At 41.5% G+C, this 13,872-nt stretch carries 15 protein-coding genes and 2 pseudogenes; 13 read left to right on the forward strand and 4 right to left on the reverse strand.

The genetic code is table 11. The annotated features are described in order from the left end of the window. Positions 1-35: 35 nt before the first annotated feature. Both VHE99_07600 and VHE99_07605 read left to right on the forward strand, forming a co-directional pair. Positions 36-407, forward strand: a complete 372-nt coding sequence (locus VHE99_07600; GenBank protein ID HVV68877.1) for a hypothetical protein — start codon at positions 36-38, stop codon at positions 405-407. A 52-nt stretch (positions 408-459) separates the two neighbouring features. Beyond that, a complete protein-coding gene (locus VHE99_07605; protein ID HVV68878.1) occupies positions 460-1,089 on the forward strand; it encodes a hypothetical protein in 630 nt (209 codons plus the stop codon). Positions 1,090-1,129: 40 nt separating this feature from the next. Here the strand turns inward: VHE99_07605 and VHE99_07610 are convergent, their stop codons facing one another. Together VHE99_07610 and VHE99_07615 are read right to left on the reverse strand one after the other, a co-directional pair. Next, positions 1,130-1,462 carry a hypothetical protein gene (locus VHE99_07610; protein ID HVV68879.1) on the reverse strand — a complete coding sequence of 111 codons (333 nt, stop codon included), beginning with the start codon at positions 1,460-1,462 and terminating at the stop codon, positions 1,130-1,132. Positions 1,463-1,542: 80 nt separating this feature from the next. Next, positions 1,543-3,312 (reverse strand): cation:proton antiporter, encoded by a 1,770-nt coding sequence (locus VHE99_07615; protein ID HVV68880.1) that lies wholly within the window; start codon positions 3,310-3,312, stop codon positions 1,543-1,545. A 243-nt stretch (positions 3,313-3,555) separates the two neighbouring features. Between VHE99_07615 and VHE99_07620 the strand changes: the two genes are divergently transcribed. Continuing rightward, positions 3,556-4,179, forward strand: coding sequence for an OmpA family protein (locus VHE99_07620; GenBank protein HVV68881.1), 624 nt, complete (start codon positions 3,556-3,558; stop codon positions 4,177-4,179). 75 nt (positions 4,180-4,254) lie between these two features. On the opposite strand, the pseudogene VHE99_07625 reads toward VHE99_07620, so the two are convergent. Further along, positions 4,255-4,355, reverse strand: a pseudogene (locus tag VHE99_07625) (pirin family protein). A 423-nt stretch (positions 4,356-4,778) separates the two neighbouring features. Between VHE99_07625 and VHE99_07630 the strand changes: the two are divergent. Genes VHE99_07630 through VHE99_07640 form a run of 3 tightly spaced genes read left to right on the forward strand, consistent with a single transcriptional unit; the run spans position 4,779 to position 6,207 of the window. Further along, the gene (locus VHE99_07630) at positions 4,779-5,051 is read left to right on the forward strand and encodes a pilus assembly protein PilV (GenBank protein HVV68882.1); all 273 of its coding nucleotides are present in this window, start codon (positions 4,779-4,781) and stop codon (positions 5,049-5,051) included. Beyond that, positions 5,048-5,788, forward strand: a complete 741-nt coding sequence (locus VHE99_07635) for a PilW family protein (protein HVV68883.1) — start codon at positions 5,048-5,050, stop codon at positions 5,786-5,788. The genes VHE99_07630 and VHE99_07635 overlap by 4 nt, the downstream gene beginning before the upstream one ends. Beyond that, positions 5,785-6,207, forward strand: a complete 423-nt coding sequence (locus VHE99_07640; GenBank protein HVV68884.1) for a PilX N-terminal domain-containing pilus assembly protein — start codon at positions 5,785-5,787, stop codon at positions 6,205-6,207. The genes VHE99_07635 and VHE99_07640 overlap by 4 nt, the downstream gene beginning before the upstream one ends. Positions 6,208-6,298: 91 nt before the next feature. Here the strand turns inward: VHE99_07640 and map are convergent, their stop codons facing one another. Continuing rightward, positions 6,299-7,075 (reverse strand): type I methionyl aminopeptidase, encoded by a 777-nt coding sequence (gene map, locus VHE99_07645; protein ID HVV68885.1) that lies wholly within the window; start codon positions 7,073-7,075, stop codon positions 6,299-6,301. 435 nt (positions 7,076-7,510) lie between these two features. Between map and rpsB the strand changes: the two are divergent. The 7 genes and pseudogenes from rpsB to ispC all read left to right on the forward strand — a co-directional run bounded on the left by rpsB (position 7,511) and on the right by ispC (position 13,838). Beyond that, a pseudogene (gene rpsB, locus VHE99_07650) lies at positions 7,511-8,191 on the forward strand (30S ribosomal protein S2). Between the two features lie 458 nt (positions 8,192-8,649). Next, on the forward strand, positions 8,650-9,537 hold the full coding sequence (gene tsf, locus VHE99_07655) for a translation elongation factor Ts (GenBank protein HVV68886.1): 888 nt from the start codon (positions 8,650-8,652) through the stop codon (positions 9,535-9,537). Further along, entirely contained in the window at positions 9,537-10,262 is a 726-nt protein-coding gene (pyrH, locus tag VHE99_07660) for a UMP kinase (GenBank protein ID HVV68887.1), read from the forward strand. Before tsf ends, pyrH begins: the two co-directional genes overlap by 1 nt. A 144-nt stretch (positions 10,263-10,406) precedes the next feature. Next, the gene (frr, locus tag VHE99_07665) at positions 10,407-10,961 is read left to right on the forward strand and encodes a ribosome recycling factor (GenBank protein ID HVV68888.1); all 555 of its coding nucleotides are present in this window, start codon (positions 10,407-10,409) and stop codon (positions 10,959-10,961) included. Between the two features lie 35 nt (positions 10,962-10,996). Next, complete coding sequence (uppS, locus tag VHE99_07670; protein ID HVV68889.1) at positions 10,997-11,722, forward strand: polyprenyl diphosphate synthase; 726 nt, start codon at positions 10,997-10,999, stop codon at positions 11,720-11,722. A 15-nt stretch (positions 11,723-11,737) separates the two neighbouring features. Beyond that, positions 11,738-12,547, forward strand: a complete 810-nt coding sequence (locus VHE99_07675) for a phosphatidate cytidylyltransferase (protein ID HVV68890.1) — start codon at positions 11,738-11,740, stop codon at positions 12,545-12,547. Between the two features lie 16 nt (positions 12,548-12,563). Further along, positions 12,564-13,838: a 1-deoxy-D-xylulose-5-phosphate reductoisomerase gene (gene ispC / locus VHE99_07680; GenBank protein HVV68891.1), complete on the forward strand. Its 1,275-nt coding sequence runs from the start codon at positions 12,564-12,566 to the stop codon at positions 13,836-13,838. Positions 13,839-13,872 lie beyond the last annotated feature (34 nt).

Below are 13,872 nucleotides of genomic sequence, written 5' to 3' on the forward strand. Positions count from 1 at the left end.
TTGCTATAATTTAATAGAGAAAGAAGGAGATTGTTATGGCAAATATATTGAAAAACATAGAAGGGGTCGTTTATGAGCCGGAAACATCTTTAAATCCGATGAAAATTAATCCACTTAAAAACGAAATCATTGACAATATAGAAGAACTGTCAAAAGAAATTAATTATTTGAAAGATAAAGTTAAGATATTAGTGACCTCTAAAAGCGATCCAGAAGAGGTCAGTGATATTATTTTTAAGTTACGTGATCTAAAAGAAAGTATAAAAAATAGAAAACAGCATTGGGAAGAATTCATATCTCATCTGGACGTAACTCTCAGACAAGAAACACTCAAAGCGATGGATATGCTTACATCTACTACCAAAAACTTAGAAAGTTTGTTGGAGCAAGCGCAGCTGTCATCCTGAGTCATAAGCGAGGGATGACAGTATCAAAAATAATAATTTTACCGAGAAAATCATGAAACGATTCCCCTGGCTGTTTTTTATTATGTTGATGTGGATAGTGACAGGCAATGCATTAGACACTGCTGATAATACAAATATTTCTTCTAAATGGTTGGATAAGGCCAACTGGGTTACTTATGAAAACCCAACCTACGGCTTTATCATCCGTTATCCAAATGACTTGCGAATTGAAAAAACCTTCCACGGTCATTATTTAGCGTCTGATAATTGGCGGGTTGAGTTTGACCGTGATGCAGGTATTGGAAAACCTTTATTGAGTATTCCTATCGTTAAGGTTGGGATCAATAAACCTGGTCTTTATTATGCAGTGGAGTTACGTATTGGAGTTAGTCATGACCCCATCGCTTTAAAAAATTGTTTTGTGGGAACCGATACTACCGCTGAAATTAATGGGATTACTTTTCATGTAATGAAGTTTTCAGATCAAGCGATGATGCAATACTTAAATGGTGTTAGTTATCGCGTTATTCATAAAGATCAATGTTTTGCGATTGAACAGTTAAAAACGGGTAGTGAACCGCAGGATGAAACCCAAGCGAAAGAATTAAAGCAATTGATGTCGATAGAGAATTCCTATCCATCATTGACTAATATTATGAAGACTTTTGAGTTTACTGATTAGCGTTGCATTCACCTTTTTTCAAAGAGGAGAAAGAAACTCTTCAGTGCTGAGAGGATACTTTACGAGAAACTCTACGTTTTTTGATAGATACGCTTGATTTTCTAGGTTTATCTATGCGACGTTTGCCCCTTTTTTTAGGTTTTATTTGTGCTTCTCCAAACATTAGCCAGTGCAAAGATACCTTAAGTAACTTACAATATTGTACCGCTTGGGATGCTCTAAGTGCTATGCTCCCATCCTCATGCTTAGGATATTCTTCAAGTGATAAATCATTTTCGCGACAGAAATCTTCTGCTGAATTAAAACCGGTATTTTTTCGTGCTTGTTTTAACCGAATAGCAATTTGTTTTCTAAGCTGTACTTGACCTAACATTATTTGACTCCAGTTACGGTATACTCAAAGCGATTAGAATTTGGGCATCAGAGTATATATTTTTTTGTCAACGACGTAAATTAATCTTGTGGAGAGTGCTTATCTTTCTTCTTCATTGTTTCCATTAAACTGATTTGCAGTCGTGAGTGAAATTTTACAAACCAATTCCAAAGCAATAGGGCGACAATAATTCCACAAGCAATAATCACAAACAATAATTCTATTCTCGGTAAAATATCTGAACTTAGCACAAGCATAAATAGCAAGATAATGACCATTGAGAAAACAGGAATTGTTTCGGAGATAACTTTGCGGGCATTGTTGGTAAAACGTCCAACGACATGCCGTCTAATACTAAACTCTGCTAAAATCATACTCAATGCTTGCAGCTTTCTGTAAATGGCAATCAAAAACGGTAATGAGAATATTAAAGCAGTACTCCAAAGAATTGTTTTGGTTAGTTCAATGTTTAATTTTGAAAAAATCAATTCTGTTAGGGGTTTTTGCAAGTAAGAGGTACAAATAAAAATGGCGCCAACTAAAGCTAGATTAATCAATATGGTGATTAGGCTTTTCTGCACCGCATATTTAATTTCAGATCTTTGTCGATTACTTTGAATAGCATGAAGCCAGAGGGTATAAACTCTCATCACATAAGTCACATTTCTGGGCAATATTTTTTTTAACATATTAGCCGAAGGGTCAGCTAACTTAATGAGATAAGGTGTTAGCAATGTAGTGACAGCTGATACGGAAACTGCAATAGGGTACAGAAATTTGGAGGTGACATTGAGCGATAATCCCAAGGCTGCGATAATGAAAGAGAACTCACCAATTTGTGCTAACCCCATGCCGACACGTAGTCCAGTTCTTTCACCTTGACCGGTAATAAATACACCAAAACTACAGGTGAGCACTTTGCCAAAGACAACTGCAATAGTGATGACAATAATGGGTAGTGCATATTGCACCACCACGTGAGGGTCAAACAAAAGTCCGATGGTAACAAAAAATACTGCGCTGAACATGTCACGCAGAGGCCCAATCAAACGTTCTATTGCGTTAATTTGCCTAGATTCAGCGATTATCGCGCCGATAATAAAAGCACCCAACACGATGCTGTAGTGTAATTTAACTACTAGCAGGGAAAATCCAAAAAATAAACCTAATACTGTAATAAGTAATGTTTCTTCACCTCCTAATTTAGCTACATAAGATAAAAAACGCGGTACGATTAAAATGCCTATGCTCAGTGATACAGTTAAAAATAATAATAATTTGCCTAAGGTCAGTGCGATATGTGATAGTCCGAACGCCTCGCTGGTGCCGATACTGCTGAGTATGGCTAAAATAGCGATGGCCAGAATATCTTCGATAATCAATATTCCAAAAATAAGTTGGGCGAAATGCTCTTTAGTCAAAGAAAGTTCAGATAATGTTTTGGCAATAATAGTAGTTGAAGAAATGGCGATCATTGCCCCAAGAAATAGTGAATCAACACTACTCCAGTGGAAAAAACCACCGATTTTATACCCAATCCAAATCATGACTAGTATTTCTAATACTGCAGCTACTAAAGCAGGAAGTCCCACTTTCATCAGCTTGCGCAGATTAAATTCCAGCCCTAATGAAAACATTAAAAAGATCACACCTAGCTGTGAGAATATCTGGATGGTGTCTAGGTCGTTGATAAAAATTACTGTGGGTGTATAAGGTCCAATGATTGCCCCGGCAATGATATATCCGAGCACAATGGGTTGCTTAATTTTATGGAATATAATGGTGATGAAGCCCGCAGTGGCCATTATGATGGCAAGATCTTGTATAAATGCTATTTCATGTTCGTGCATTGCAGTTCCGATGGCTATGGGTTGTTTGAGAGTTTCAGATTGAAAAAGATTGTTGATTCTGGCAGTATTTTCATAAGGCTTAAGGTTTAACATAAGGATTGTTGTTATTTAGAGCCGAATCAGTATAACCCATTGGTAATTAATCAGCACATGGTTTGAATAAGCATAAAACCGCCAGATTCATACAGACAGCCTTGGGAACTGGGTTGGCTGATAGTTACCCCAATGAAAGGAATCAAACCGATGACTCGTCCAATAATGTTCTTATGCTGTTTGTCACTGATGTGTATGGCTTTATCACCGGCATTTGCAACGCAACCTGCTGCTATACAGAGCATAACCGCACCGCCTGTGACAGATGTTGACCATAACCTCCAGGAGATGCTGCCAACCACACGAAATGCCAATCAAATTACCCAGGATTTAACCAAAGAAGGACATGCAGTGCTTTATAGTGTGTTATTTGCCGAGAATAAACCTGGCATTAAGCCTGAATCGATCCCACAGCTGGTGGAGATCGCTAAAGTAATGCAGTCTAACCCTGATCTTAGGGTATTTGTTACCATACATACTGATAATTTAGGGATGTTGGATTATAACCTGAGATTATCACAACGCAGGGCGCAAGCCGTCGTTGCTGCACTTATCATGCACTATGGGGTTGATGGCAGACGTTTAGTGGCGCGTGGCATAGGTCAGCTTGCTCCCATCGCTTCTAACGCGACTGAAGCGGGTCGCAGCAAAAATTCTCGTCTTGAGATAGTGGAGATAGCAACGCCTGAGGCATATGAAGCCAATATCAATCATGTTCAAGTGGATGGGCGTACCAGGATGACAGCTGTTCCGCCTGATAGCCATTCAGGATAAATGTCAAAAAGCACCTGTTGTTCTTTCCAATAAGGGAAGGAATGACAGCCATGCCCCCCCCTTAACAAAAGTCCGAATAATGCCGTGATCCGCCGTTACCCATTGGATGTCTCCAGCAGAAATATCACCTTTATTTCCTATGCTATCACCTGTTCAACATCGCCATCTAGCACATACGCAAAAGCTTGAAATAGAATGGGTATTCCTGCACTTTTGCTCAATCAGATCGAATAAATCTCAACAAAAACTGAACGACTCTAACACCTAAATCTCAAACGCTTCGAGTATAGCTAGGAAAAATGTAACTATTCAGCACATTGCTTGAAGTAGCGCAAAACGGTCAGATTTTTCCAAGGTTTCCCCTAAAAAATTAGGAAAAAGCGCAGCATACACAGAGTATGTGAGCATTTTTCCTAATTTTTAGGGGTGAGATTGGGAAAATATGGCCGTTTCAGTCCTGTGGTGAATAGTTACGGAAAAATTACGGTATAGCCTAAGAAAAAAAACAATGATAAAACTAGCCTATGAAAGGATTTGCGTTGATTGAAATTTTAGTTGCCCTGCTAATTATCTCCATGAGTTTAATTGGAATAGTTGGCATGCAATTAACCACACTGCGTAATGCTGAAGAATCTTATCAGCAAAGTCTAGCAGTGGTGCAATTGGCAGCAATGTCCGATCGATTGCGTGCTAATCATGCGGTGACCGCGCGTGATAGAGAACTGATAAGCTGGAATGTTATTAATGCCCGTTTATTACCTAAGGGGGTGGGTAGTTACCATTGTAACAATAATACCTGCAAAGTTACTTTAAAGTGGGAATTTGGAAAACTTCAACAAGCTAGTCTTTCTTTGAGAATAGGTGAATATTGAAGCTTTTTTTAGAAACATTTCATTTCAGGCAGCAGGGAATCACTTTGGTTGAAGTTATGTTGGCTTGTGCCCTGGGATTATTTTTGATGGCTGGATTGATTCAAATAGGTTTAGCCGGTAAACGAACCTTTACTATGCAACAGGCTATTATCAATTTACAAGAAAATGGCCATTATGCAGTTTATTTTTTGAATCAACATTTACGGATGGCAGGATATGCAGGGTGTGAGTCTCAGCCGCCTTTTGTTAAGCCAGAATCTGCTATTATAGGTTATGAGAATAATTTGCCAGCAATTTTACAGGGGAAGGTCGTTAAAGGTACGGATAGTGTAATTGTTGGAGGCTGTTATTTAGAAAATGGTAAACAGCGCTACAATCAATATGCATATTTTATCAGTACTACCACGCGCAAAAATAAATTAGGTAAAACCATTGTTTCATTCTACGAAATGCCGATTGATGGTGTGAAACGTGAATTAGCGGCCAATCTTGAACGCATGAAAATCAGTTATGGTCTCATGACAATGGATGGCAAAAATATTGCCGGATACGAATCCGCAGATAAAATAAAAGATTGGCGTCAGGTACGTGCGGTAGATATCTCATTATTAGTGAGTTCAGAAGAGCCAGTGCTGACAAAAGCGGAATCCTACCAATTTGCAGGTGAAACCATGCCCGCTGATCGATACTTGCATAGAGAGTGGCATACCTATATCGCCTTGCGGGAAAAGTTATGAATATGCAATTTCAGCAAGGGATGGTTTTAGTCATGGCATTACTTTATTTGTCAGTCATCACATTATTGGTATGTAGTGCTTTTGAAGTGGGATTAGTACAGATAAAAATTGCTTCGCATCTAACTGATGATGCACAAGCACTACAAAATGCACAGAGTGCGTTGGTGGCAGGAGAGATAGCAATTCAAGGTAATGAAACAGAAGGGCAGGGAGATGCAGGCCAGCAGTCTCTCTATCAATTTAAAAGACGGCCGGAATCTGCTTGCGGGGTTATTTATTACCAAATTAATGCAACAGGAACATATGCCACAGCTAAAAGTGAACTGGAAAGTATTTTATTGATTCCTGTGGCTGGAGAAGTTGAGTGCCCTGATAAAATTTCGCAAAGACAGGAGGTGGCTTGGCGGCAGGTGTTGTAGTGCTTATCCTGTGTAGGCTCATTTCAGAGAAATAAAAAACCTGTCCCGCGAAGGCGGGAATGACAAATCTGGAATTGTTCCTTAAATTTAATCAAGTCACAGGAATTTGCTCTTCTTCCCTTAACGTCAATACCTCGCAGCCGGTTTCAGTCACCAGCAGAGTATGCTCCCATTGTGCTGAAAGCGAATGATCTTTCGTCACTGCAGTCCAGCCATCAGGCAATACTTTACTAAAGCGTTTACCGGCGTTAATCATCGGTTCTATGGTAAAGGTCATGCCGGCCTGCAAAGCCATGCCCGTCCCTTTGGTTCCATAATGCAATACTTGTGGGTCTTCATGAAAAATTTTTCCTATGCCATGCCCACAAAATTCACGTACTACACTAAAATGCTGAGCTTCAGCATGTTTCTGGATTGCAGCGCCAATATCTCCGAGCTGCGTGCCAGGCTTGACCAGCGCTATGCCAAGGTAAAGACATTCTTGCGTGACTTTAACCAGGCGCTGCGCCAATATGGAAGCTTGACCAACGCAAAACATTTTGCTGGTGTCGCCGTGATAGCCATCTTTAATTACCGTGACGTCAATATTAATAATATCCCCATCTTTGAGTTTTTTATTGCCTGGAATGCCATGGCAAATGACATGATTAACAGAAGTGCAGATTGACTTAGGAAAGCCGCGATAATTTAGGGGCGCAGGGATTGCCTGCTGTACATTAACAATATAATCATGGCAAATTTTATCCAGCTCTTCAGTCGTGATGCCGGCTTGGACATAAGGCCCTATCATGGTTAATACCTCACCTGCCAGCCGTCCGGCGACACGCATTTTTGCGATTTCTTCTGGGGTTTTAATGGAAACGGACATATTTCTCTAAGCACTCATTGTGAATATAGGCCTATCTATGGTATAAAGCTGCGGCTCAAAGAGCAAATATTATTATTTAGCACAGGATTGAAACGGCCATATTTTCCCACAAATTCGTCGGGAACGAATTTGGACGCTTTAGCGGCCCGAAGGGCGGAGCACATGGATGGGTTCCACAATCTCGCCCTTAAAAATTTTTAAAAAATGCTCACATACTTCGTGTATGCTGCGCTTTTTTAAAAATTTTTAAGGACGACCTTGGAAAAGTCTGGCCGTTTGTGTTACTTCTAACAATGTGCTGAATAGCATTGTAACTAACCTGGGTAGCTATACAAGTTATCCATAAAATCCACACACATATCGTCACATGGTTTGGGTGTCCTTAAAGAAGGATTAAACCATGGGGTATGTGGAGGCTTAACCCTGGAGAAAACTATGACTGATATTACTATGCGCCAATTATTGGAAGCAGGCGTCCACTTTGGACATCAAAAACGCTTCTGGAATCCTAAAATGGCTCCTTTTATCTTTGGAGTCCGCCATCAAATTCATATTATTAACTTAGAACATACCCTGCCTTTATATCGTGAAGCACTCGATTTTATCGGACGATTGACCGCCAATCGCGGCAAAATCTTATTTGTAGGTACCAAACCCGCCGCACAGGAAATTGTCCGCGAAGAAGCATCCCGTTGCGGTATGCCCTTTGTGGATCGCCGTTGGTTGGGCGGGATGTTGACCAATTATAAAACTATCCGTCAGTCTATCAGACGGTTGAAAGATTTAGAAACCATGCGTGATGATGGCAGTTTTGAACAGTTGACCAAAAAAGAAGGGTTAATGTTACTGCGTGAACTTAAAAAACTGGAAGTCAGCTTAAGCGGTATTAAAGATATGGGTGGCCTTCCCGATGCATTATTTGTCATTGATGTCGGTCATGAAAAAACAGCGGTAGCTGAAGCCAAACGTCTTGGGATTCCAGTGATTGGTGTCGTTGATACTAACTACAACCCCGAAGACATCGATCATGTTATTCCAGGTAATGACGACTCTATGCGCGCCATTAGGCTTTATTGCCAGGGTGTAGCCGATATTGTATTGTCAGCCAAGCAGAATCTAGCAGAAACCATGGCGGCTCAAATCAAAGAAACTGGAAGTGAAGAGGCTGAAGGTGGTAAGTCAGGTAAACAAAAGCAGGTCATTAAAAAGGCTGCGCCAAAATCTATTGGGGGGGAAGCAGGTGAGGTTGCAGTAGAAGCAGAAGTACAAGGAAGTTCAGAAAAATCTTCAGAACCCAATAAACCTGCAAAAACTGCGGCAAAATCTACAGATTCAGATAAAAAACTTGCTGCGCACAAAGAAGCCGAAGGAAGCAAAAAACCCGTTGTTCGTAAGCCGGCAGCAAAAAAAGCGGATGGAGAGTAATAGGGTAAGGCGTGTGAGCAATCCGATCCTGATTCAACAAGAATTACAGAAGCTATATAAAATTGTAACTGAATATTATCCAAGCTTAATGATGTGGCGGCTTTTGCCTACTGTCGCCAATTCATGAGAGATTTGCAACGAGGAAAAACATGACGATTACAGCAAACCAAGTAAAAGAACTGCGCGAGAGAACCGGCGCAGGGATGATGGAATGTAAAAAAGCTTTGCAAGAAGCTAATGGTGATGTGGAGGCTGCCATAGAAGCTATGCGCAAGGCGGGTGTGGCAAAGGCTGCTAAAAAAGCGGGACGTGTTACTGCAGAAGGTATTATAGAAATCAAACTCAGCACCGATGGCCTGTCAGCAGCAATGGTGGAAATTAACTGTGAAACAGATTTTGTTGGCCGCGATACCAGTTTCAAAGAATTTGCTGTCGCAGTTGCCCACTCTGTCTTGGCGAACAAAATCACGGATATCAACACCCTGGCTAACACACCTTTGAGCTCCGGTAATTCCCAGACTGTCGAACAAGCACGACAGGAATTAATTAGCAAGCTGGGTGAAAATATCCAAATCCGTCGTGTGGCCTTGATAAATGCGACGGGAAGAATGGGTGGTTATACTCACGGTGGCCGCATTGGTGTCATAGTCGCTTTGGATGCAGGACAGGTAGAGTTGGCAAAAGATGTCGCAATGCATATCGCTGCGGCCAATCCTTCGACCATTGATCCTAAAGATGTCTCTGCCGAACTCATCGCTAAAGAAAAAGAAATTTTTATTGCTCAAACTGCTGAAAGTGGTAAACCTCCCGAAATTGTAGAAAAAATGGTGGCAGGAAGGATCAGTAAATTCTTAAATGAAGTCAGCTTATTAGGACAGCCTTTTGTGAAGGAGCCTTCCAAAACAGTAGGCACTCTATTAAAAGAGCATAAAGCGAATGTAACTGCCTTTGCCCGCTTTGAAGTAGGTGAAGGAATTGAAAAACCCGTGGAAGACTTTGCTGAAGCAGTGAAAGCACAAATCGGTGGAGGCACTTGATGGCTGAAGTAGAAGAGCCGGTATATCGACGTGTTTTATTAAAAATGAGTGGGGAAGCGCTTTTAGGGCAAACCCAGCATAGCATTGATTCTGCTGTTTTAGATCGCATGGCTAAAGAAATATCCCAGGTGGTTAAGCTTGGGGTGCAGATGGGCATTGTCATTGGCGGCGGCAACTTATTCAGAGGTACAACACTGACCAAGGCGGGAATAGGGCGTATTACCAGTGATTATATGGGTATGCTGGCGACCTTAATGAATGCGTTGGCGCTGCGCGATGCTTTTGAACGTGCAAATCTATCGACGCGGATTTTATCCGCTATTCCCATGTCAGGGGTTGTCGATCACTATGATAGACGTAAAGCTATCCACCATTTACAAAAAGGTCGAGTTGTCCTATTTGCTGGGGGTACTGGGAATCCCTTGGTGACTACAGATTCCGCCGCTAGCCTAAGAGGGATAGAAATCGAGGCGGATATCATTCTCAAAGCCACGCAAGTTGATGGTGTATATACCGCTGATCCTATGAAGGACAAAACGGCTATGCTTTACCATCGTTTAACGTACAAAGAAGTTCTAGAAAAAGAATTAGCAGTGATGGATTTGGCCTCATTTTGCCAGTGCCGTGACCACGGTATGACTCTACGTGTCTTTAATATCAATAAACCCAATGCCATTTTAAGGATTGTTTTGGGAGAAGATGAAGGAACATTGGTACAGAATTGAGTGTTTTTGTAGGTGCGTCTTACAGCCTTAACCTTTTTCCTCTTACAGCCATGACTTTTTCCCTTCTCCCTTTGTGGGAGAAGGGAAAAAGTCATGGCTGTAAGAGGAAAAAGGTTAAGGCTAATATTAGAGAGGAAAATACCCATGCATGAAATTACAAAAGAAGCTAATACCCGTATGTCCAAGAGTATAGAAGCTCTGAGGCAAGAGCTTTCTAAAGTTCGCACCGGTCGAGCCAACCCTGGGTTGCTTGAACATATCAAGGTGTCGTTTTATGGCACAGATACCCCATTGAATCAGGTTGCTTCTATTTCGGTTGAAAGTGCAAGGAACCTGCTGGTGACACCCTGGGATAAAACCGTTATTCCGGCCATTGAAAAAGCCATTCTGACCAGTGATTTAGGTTTGAACCCAGTTACGGCCGGCAATGCGATTAGAGTGCCAATGCCACCATTGAACGAAGAACGTCGCAAAGAATTGGTAAAAATTGTACGTGAAGAAGCTGAGGCTGCGCGCGTTGCGATACGCAATATCCGTCGTGATTCCAATCAAAGCTTTAAAGATCTTCTTAAAGAAAAGCAAATTAATGAAGATGAAGAGCGTCGTGCTCAAACGGATATTCAAAAATTGACGGATAAGTTTATTGCCGAGGTCGATAAATTATTGACCACTAAAGAGACTGAATTGATGGAAGTTTAACTCCATGAAGTTAATCCATGAATAAAGTAAATAATATTTTGCCTAAGCATATCGCAATTGTCATGGATGGTAACGGACGTTGGGCTGAGCGCCGTAACCAGTCCCGTATGTCGGGACACGAAGCTGGCGTCAAAGCAGTTGAGAAGGTAATTAAGGCTGCCATAGAGAAAAACATTAAAGTAGTGACTCTATTTGCTTTTGGTATTGAAAATTGGGGGCGGCCGGCACAAGAAGTGAAATTCTTGATGCGTTTGTTTATAAAAAATCTTTACAACCAGTCAGAAGAGTTTGTAAAAAATAATATCCAGTTACGTGTGATAGGCGATCGCGACCGCATCGATCCTAAATTGCAGGATAAAATTAATCAGGTACAACAATTAACTGCAAAAAATACCGGATTGACATTAATCATTGCTTTCAATTACAGCGGCCGATGGGATATTTTGCAAGCTGTACGTTGTATTTCTCAAAAAGTACAAAATGGTGAGTTTACAACTGAAGAAATCTCTTATCAGCATATACAGGATGCATTATGCTTATCTGATTTACCGGAACCAGATTTATTTATTCGTACCAGCGGTGAATTGCGAATCAGTAATTTTATGTTGTGGCAGTTTGCCTATACAGAATTATATTTCACTGAAGTATTATGGCCGGATTTTGATGAAGTTACTCTTGAGGAGGCGCTGCGAGTATTTTCTTTACGACAGCGGCGCTATGGTTTAACAGGTAAGCAAATTAAAAAAGCTACTGTTAATTAAGGAATTTTCTAATACATGCTAAAACAACGCGTCTTGACCGCAATAGTCCTTATTCCTCTGTTACTACTTGCCATTTTTTTTCTGCCGTCATTTTGGTTTCAATGTATTTCTGCGGCTATTTTTATATTAGCTGCTTGGGAATGGACTAAGTTGGTCGGAGTGGCACGAGTAGGTTGGCGTATTGGTTATTTATTAATTTTATTGCTGGTGTTATGGTTGATACGAAACGGCCCTGCAGGATGGCTATTGCTGTTTGCAGCAATTAGTTGGATCATTATATGCTGGTTTACTTTTCATTATGATTCCTTTAGCCGCTTATGGTCTAGATATCAGGGGATTCAGTTACTCACCGGCATTTGGTTACTAGCTTTAAGTTGGTATGGCATCAATGTAATTCGTTGGCAAGAGCTGGGAGCTTATAAGTTATTATTGCTATTGTTGATAGTCTGGGGAGCTGATACCGGCGCTTATTTTATAGGGCGCAAGTGGGGTAGGCACAAGTTGGCTCCAAGGATTAGTCCAGGAAAATCACGCGAAGGGGTGTTGGGAGGTATTGTAGCGGCTATGATCGTAGCCGCGATAATGGCTTTATTTTTACCGTATAGCGCTGCCTGGTTTTGGGGAGTCATCGTGCTGGCTTTTGTGACAGCCCTGGTTTCAGTTTTAGGTGATTTATTTGAAAGCATGGTCAAGCGGCAAGTAGGTGTCAAAGATAGTGGCCATATTTTGCCGGGACATGGGGGAGTACTTGACCGTATTGACAGCTTGATTAGCGCTGCGCCAATATTTGCTGGCGGGTTGTTATTGTTAGAGTTTCTGCGTTAAATCTCAAAGGTTTCTTATGCAGCAAAATATCACTATCCTGGGTTCGACAGGCTCTATTGGAATGAATACCCTGGAAGTCGTTAAATTGCATCCAGAACGATTCAAAATTTTTGCCCTGACCGCGCATAACAACATCGAACGTATGGTTGCGCAATGCTTAGCCTTTAGGCCGCGTTATGCGGTAATGCTTGAAGCAGGCGTTGCTTTACAATTAGAACAGCGTTTACGCGAACATCATCTTGAGACTGAAGTTTTATCTGGTGGCGAGGCCTTAGTGACTGTTGCAAGTCATAGCCAGGTAGACACGGTTATGGCATGCATTGTCGGTGCGGCGGGATTGTTACCTACATTAGCTGCTGCAAAATCAGGCAAGCGCATACTTTTAGCAAATAAAGAAGCCTTAGTAATGTCGGGGGCATTGTTAATTGAGGCAGTTAGAGCGCATAACGCCTTGTTATTACCCGTCGATAGTGAGCACAACGCGATATTTCAATGTTTACCCGCAGATTTTAAACCAGGTCAATCTCCTTCCGGCATAAAGCGTATTATTCTCACTGCCTCGGGTGGGGCTTTCCGTAATTGGGATATAGAGAGATTGGCTTTAGCCACTCCCGAGCAGGCCTGCACTCATCCAAACTGGGTTATGGGTGCTAAAATCACTGTTGATTCGGCCACCATGATGAATAAGGGGCTGGAAGTGATTGAAGCCAGTTACTTATTCGGTGTTGAAATAGACCGCATTGAAGTAGTGTTGCATCCGCAAAGTGTCATTCACTCTATGGTGGAGTATTTAGATCGCTCTGTATTGGCACAGTTAGGAATGCCTGATATGCGAACACCAATTGCTCAAACGCTATCCTGGCCGGAACGTATTAACTCAGGCGTAGAAAGCTTGGATTTGATTAAAGTTGGCCGGTTAGATTTTGAGCCAGTGTCGCTTGCGCGTTATCCTTGTTTGGGATTGGCATATGCGGCATTAAAGGCGGGTGGAACGGCAACTGCCATATTAAACGCTGCAAATGAGATTGCTGTGCAGGCTTTTTTAGAACGCAAAATTTTATTCACTGATATTCCTCGTTTAATTGATGAGGTTTTAAATGCTGTGCCTTTCGAGGCTGCACACACTTTAGAGCAGGTATTGGAAAGTGACGCCAAGGCGCGGGAAGCTGCTAAACGTCTTATTAGCCGTAGCATGTTTCCTTCTCCCACAAGGGGAGAAGGAAAGAAGCTAAGGCTGTTAGAGAAGAAGCTAGGGCTGTATGAGAAAAACTATTGTTTGTCATTAGGCTAATGGTATACTCCCGCCGGCGGTTACTCCGGACGGC

Source organism: Gammaproteobacteria bacterium (genome assembly GCA_035546635.1).
GTDB lineage: Bacteria > Pseudomonadota > Gammaproteobacteria > JAURND01 > JAURND01 > DASZWJ01.

Excerpts from the sequence above, each read along its gene's own strand:
- VHE99_07600 (HVV68877.1), top strand. The coding sequence starts at position 36 with ATGGCAAATATATTGAAAAACATAGAAGGGGTCGTTTATGAGCCGGAA.
- VHE99_07675 (HVV68890.1), top strand. The coding sequence starts at position 11,738 with ATGCTAAAACAACGCGTCTTGACCGCAATAGTCCTTATTCCTCTGTTA.
- ispC (HVV68891.1), top strand. The coding sequence starts at position 12,564 with ATGCAGCAAAATATCACTATCCTGGGTTCGACAGGCTCTATTGGAATG.
- VHE99_07605 (HVV68878.1), top strand. The coding sequence starts at position 460 with ATGAAACGATTCCCCTGGCTGTTTTTTATTATGTTGATGTGGATAGTG.
- VHE99_07620 (HVV68881.1), top strand. The coding sequence starts at position 3,556 with ATGACTCGTCCAATAATGTTCTTATGCTGTTTGTCACTGATGTGTATG.
- pyrH (HVV68887.1), top strand. The coding sequence starts at position 9,537 with ATGGCTGAAGTAGAAGAGCCGGTATATCGACGTGTTTTATTAAAAATG.
- map (HVV68885.1), bottom strand. The coding sequence starts at position 7,075 with ATGTCCGTTTCCATTAAAACCCCAGAAGAAATCGCAAAAATGCGTGTC.
- tsf (HVV68886.1), top strand. The coding sequence starts at position 8,650 with ATGACGATTACAGCAAACCAAGTAAAAGAACTGCGCGAGAGAACCGGC.
- frr (HVV68888.1), top strand. The coding sequence starts at position 10,407 with ATGCATGAAATTACAAAAGAAGCTAATACCCGTATGTCCAAGAGTATA.
- VHE99_07615 (HVV68880.1), bottom strand. The coding sequence starts at position 3,312 with ATGCACGAACATGAAATAGCATTTATACAAGATCTTGCCATCATAATG.
- VHE99_07630 (HVV68882.1), top strand. The coding sequence starts at position 4,779 with ATGCAATTAACCACACTGCGTAATGCTGAAGAATCTTATCAGCAAAGT.
- VHE99_07610 (HVV68879.1), bottom strand. The coding sequence starts at position 1,462 with ATGTTAGGTCAAGTACAGCTTAGAAAACAAATTGCTATTCGGTTAAAA.
- VHE99_07640 (HVV68884.1), top strand. The coding sequence starts at position 5,785 with ATGAATATGCAATTTCAGCAAGGGATGGTTTTAGTCATGGCATTACTT.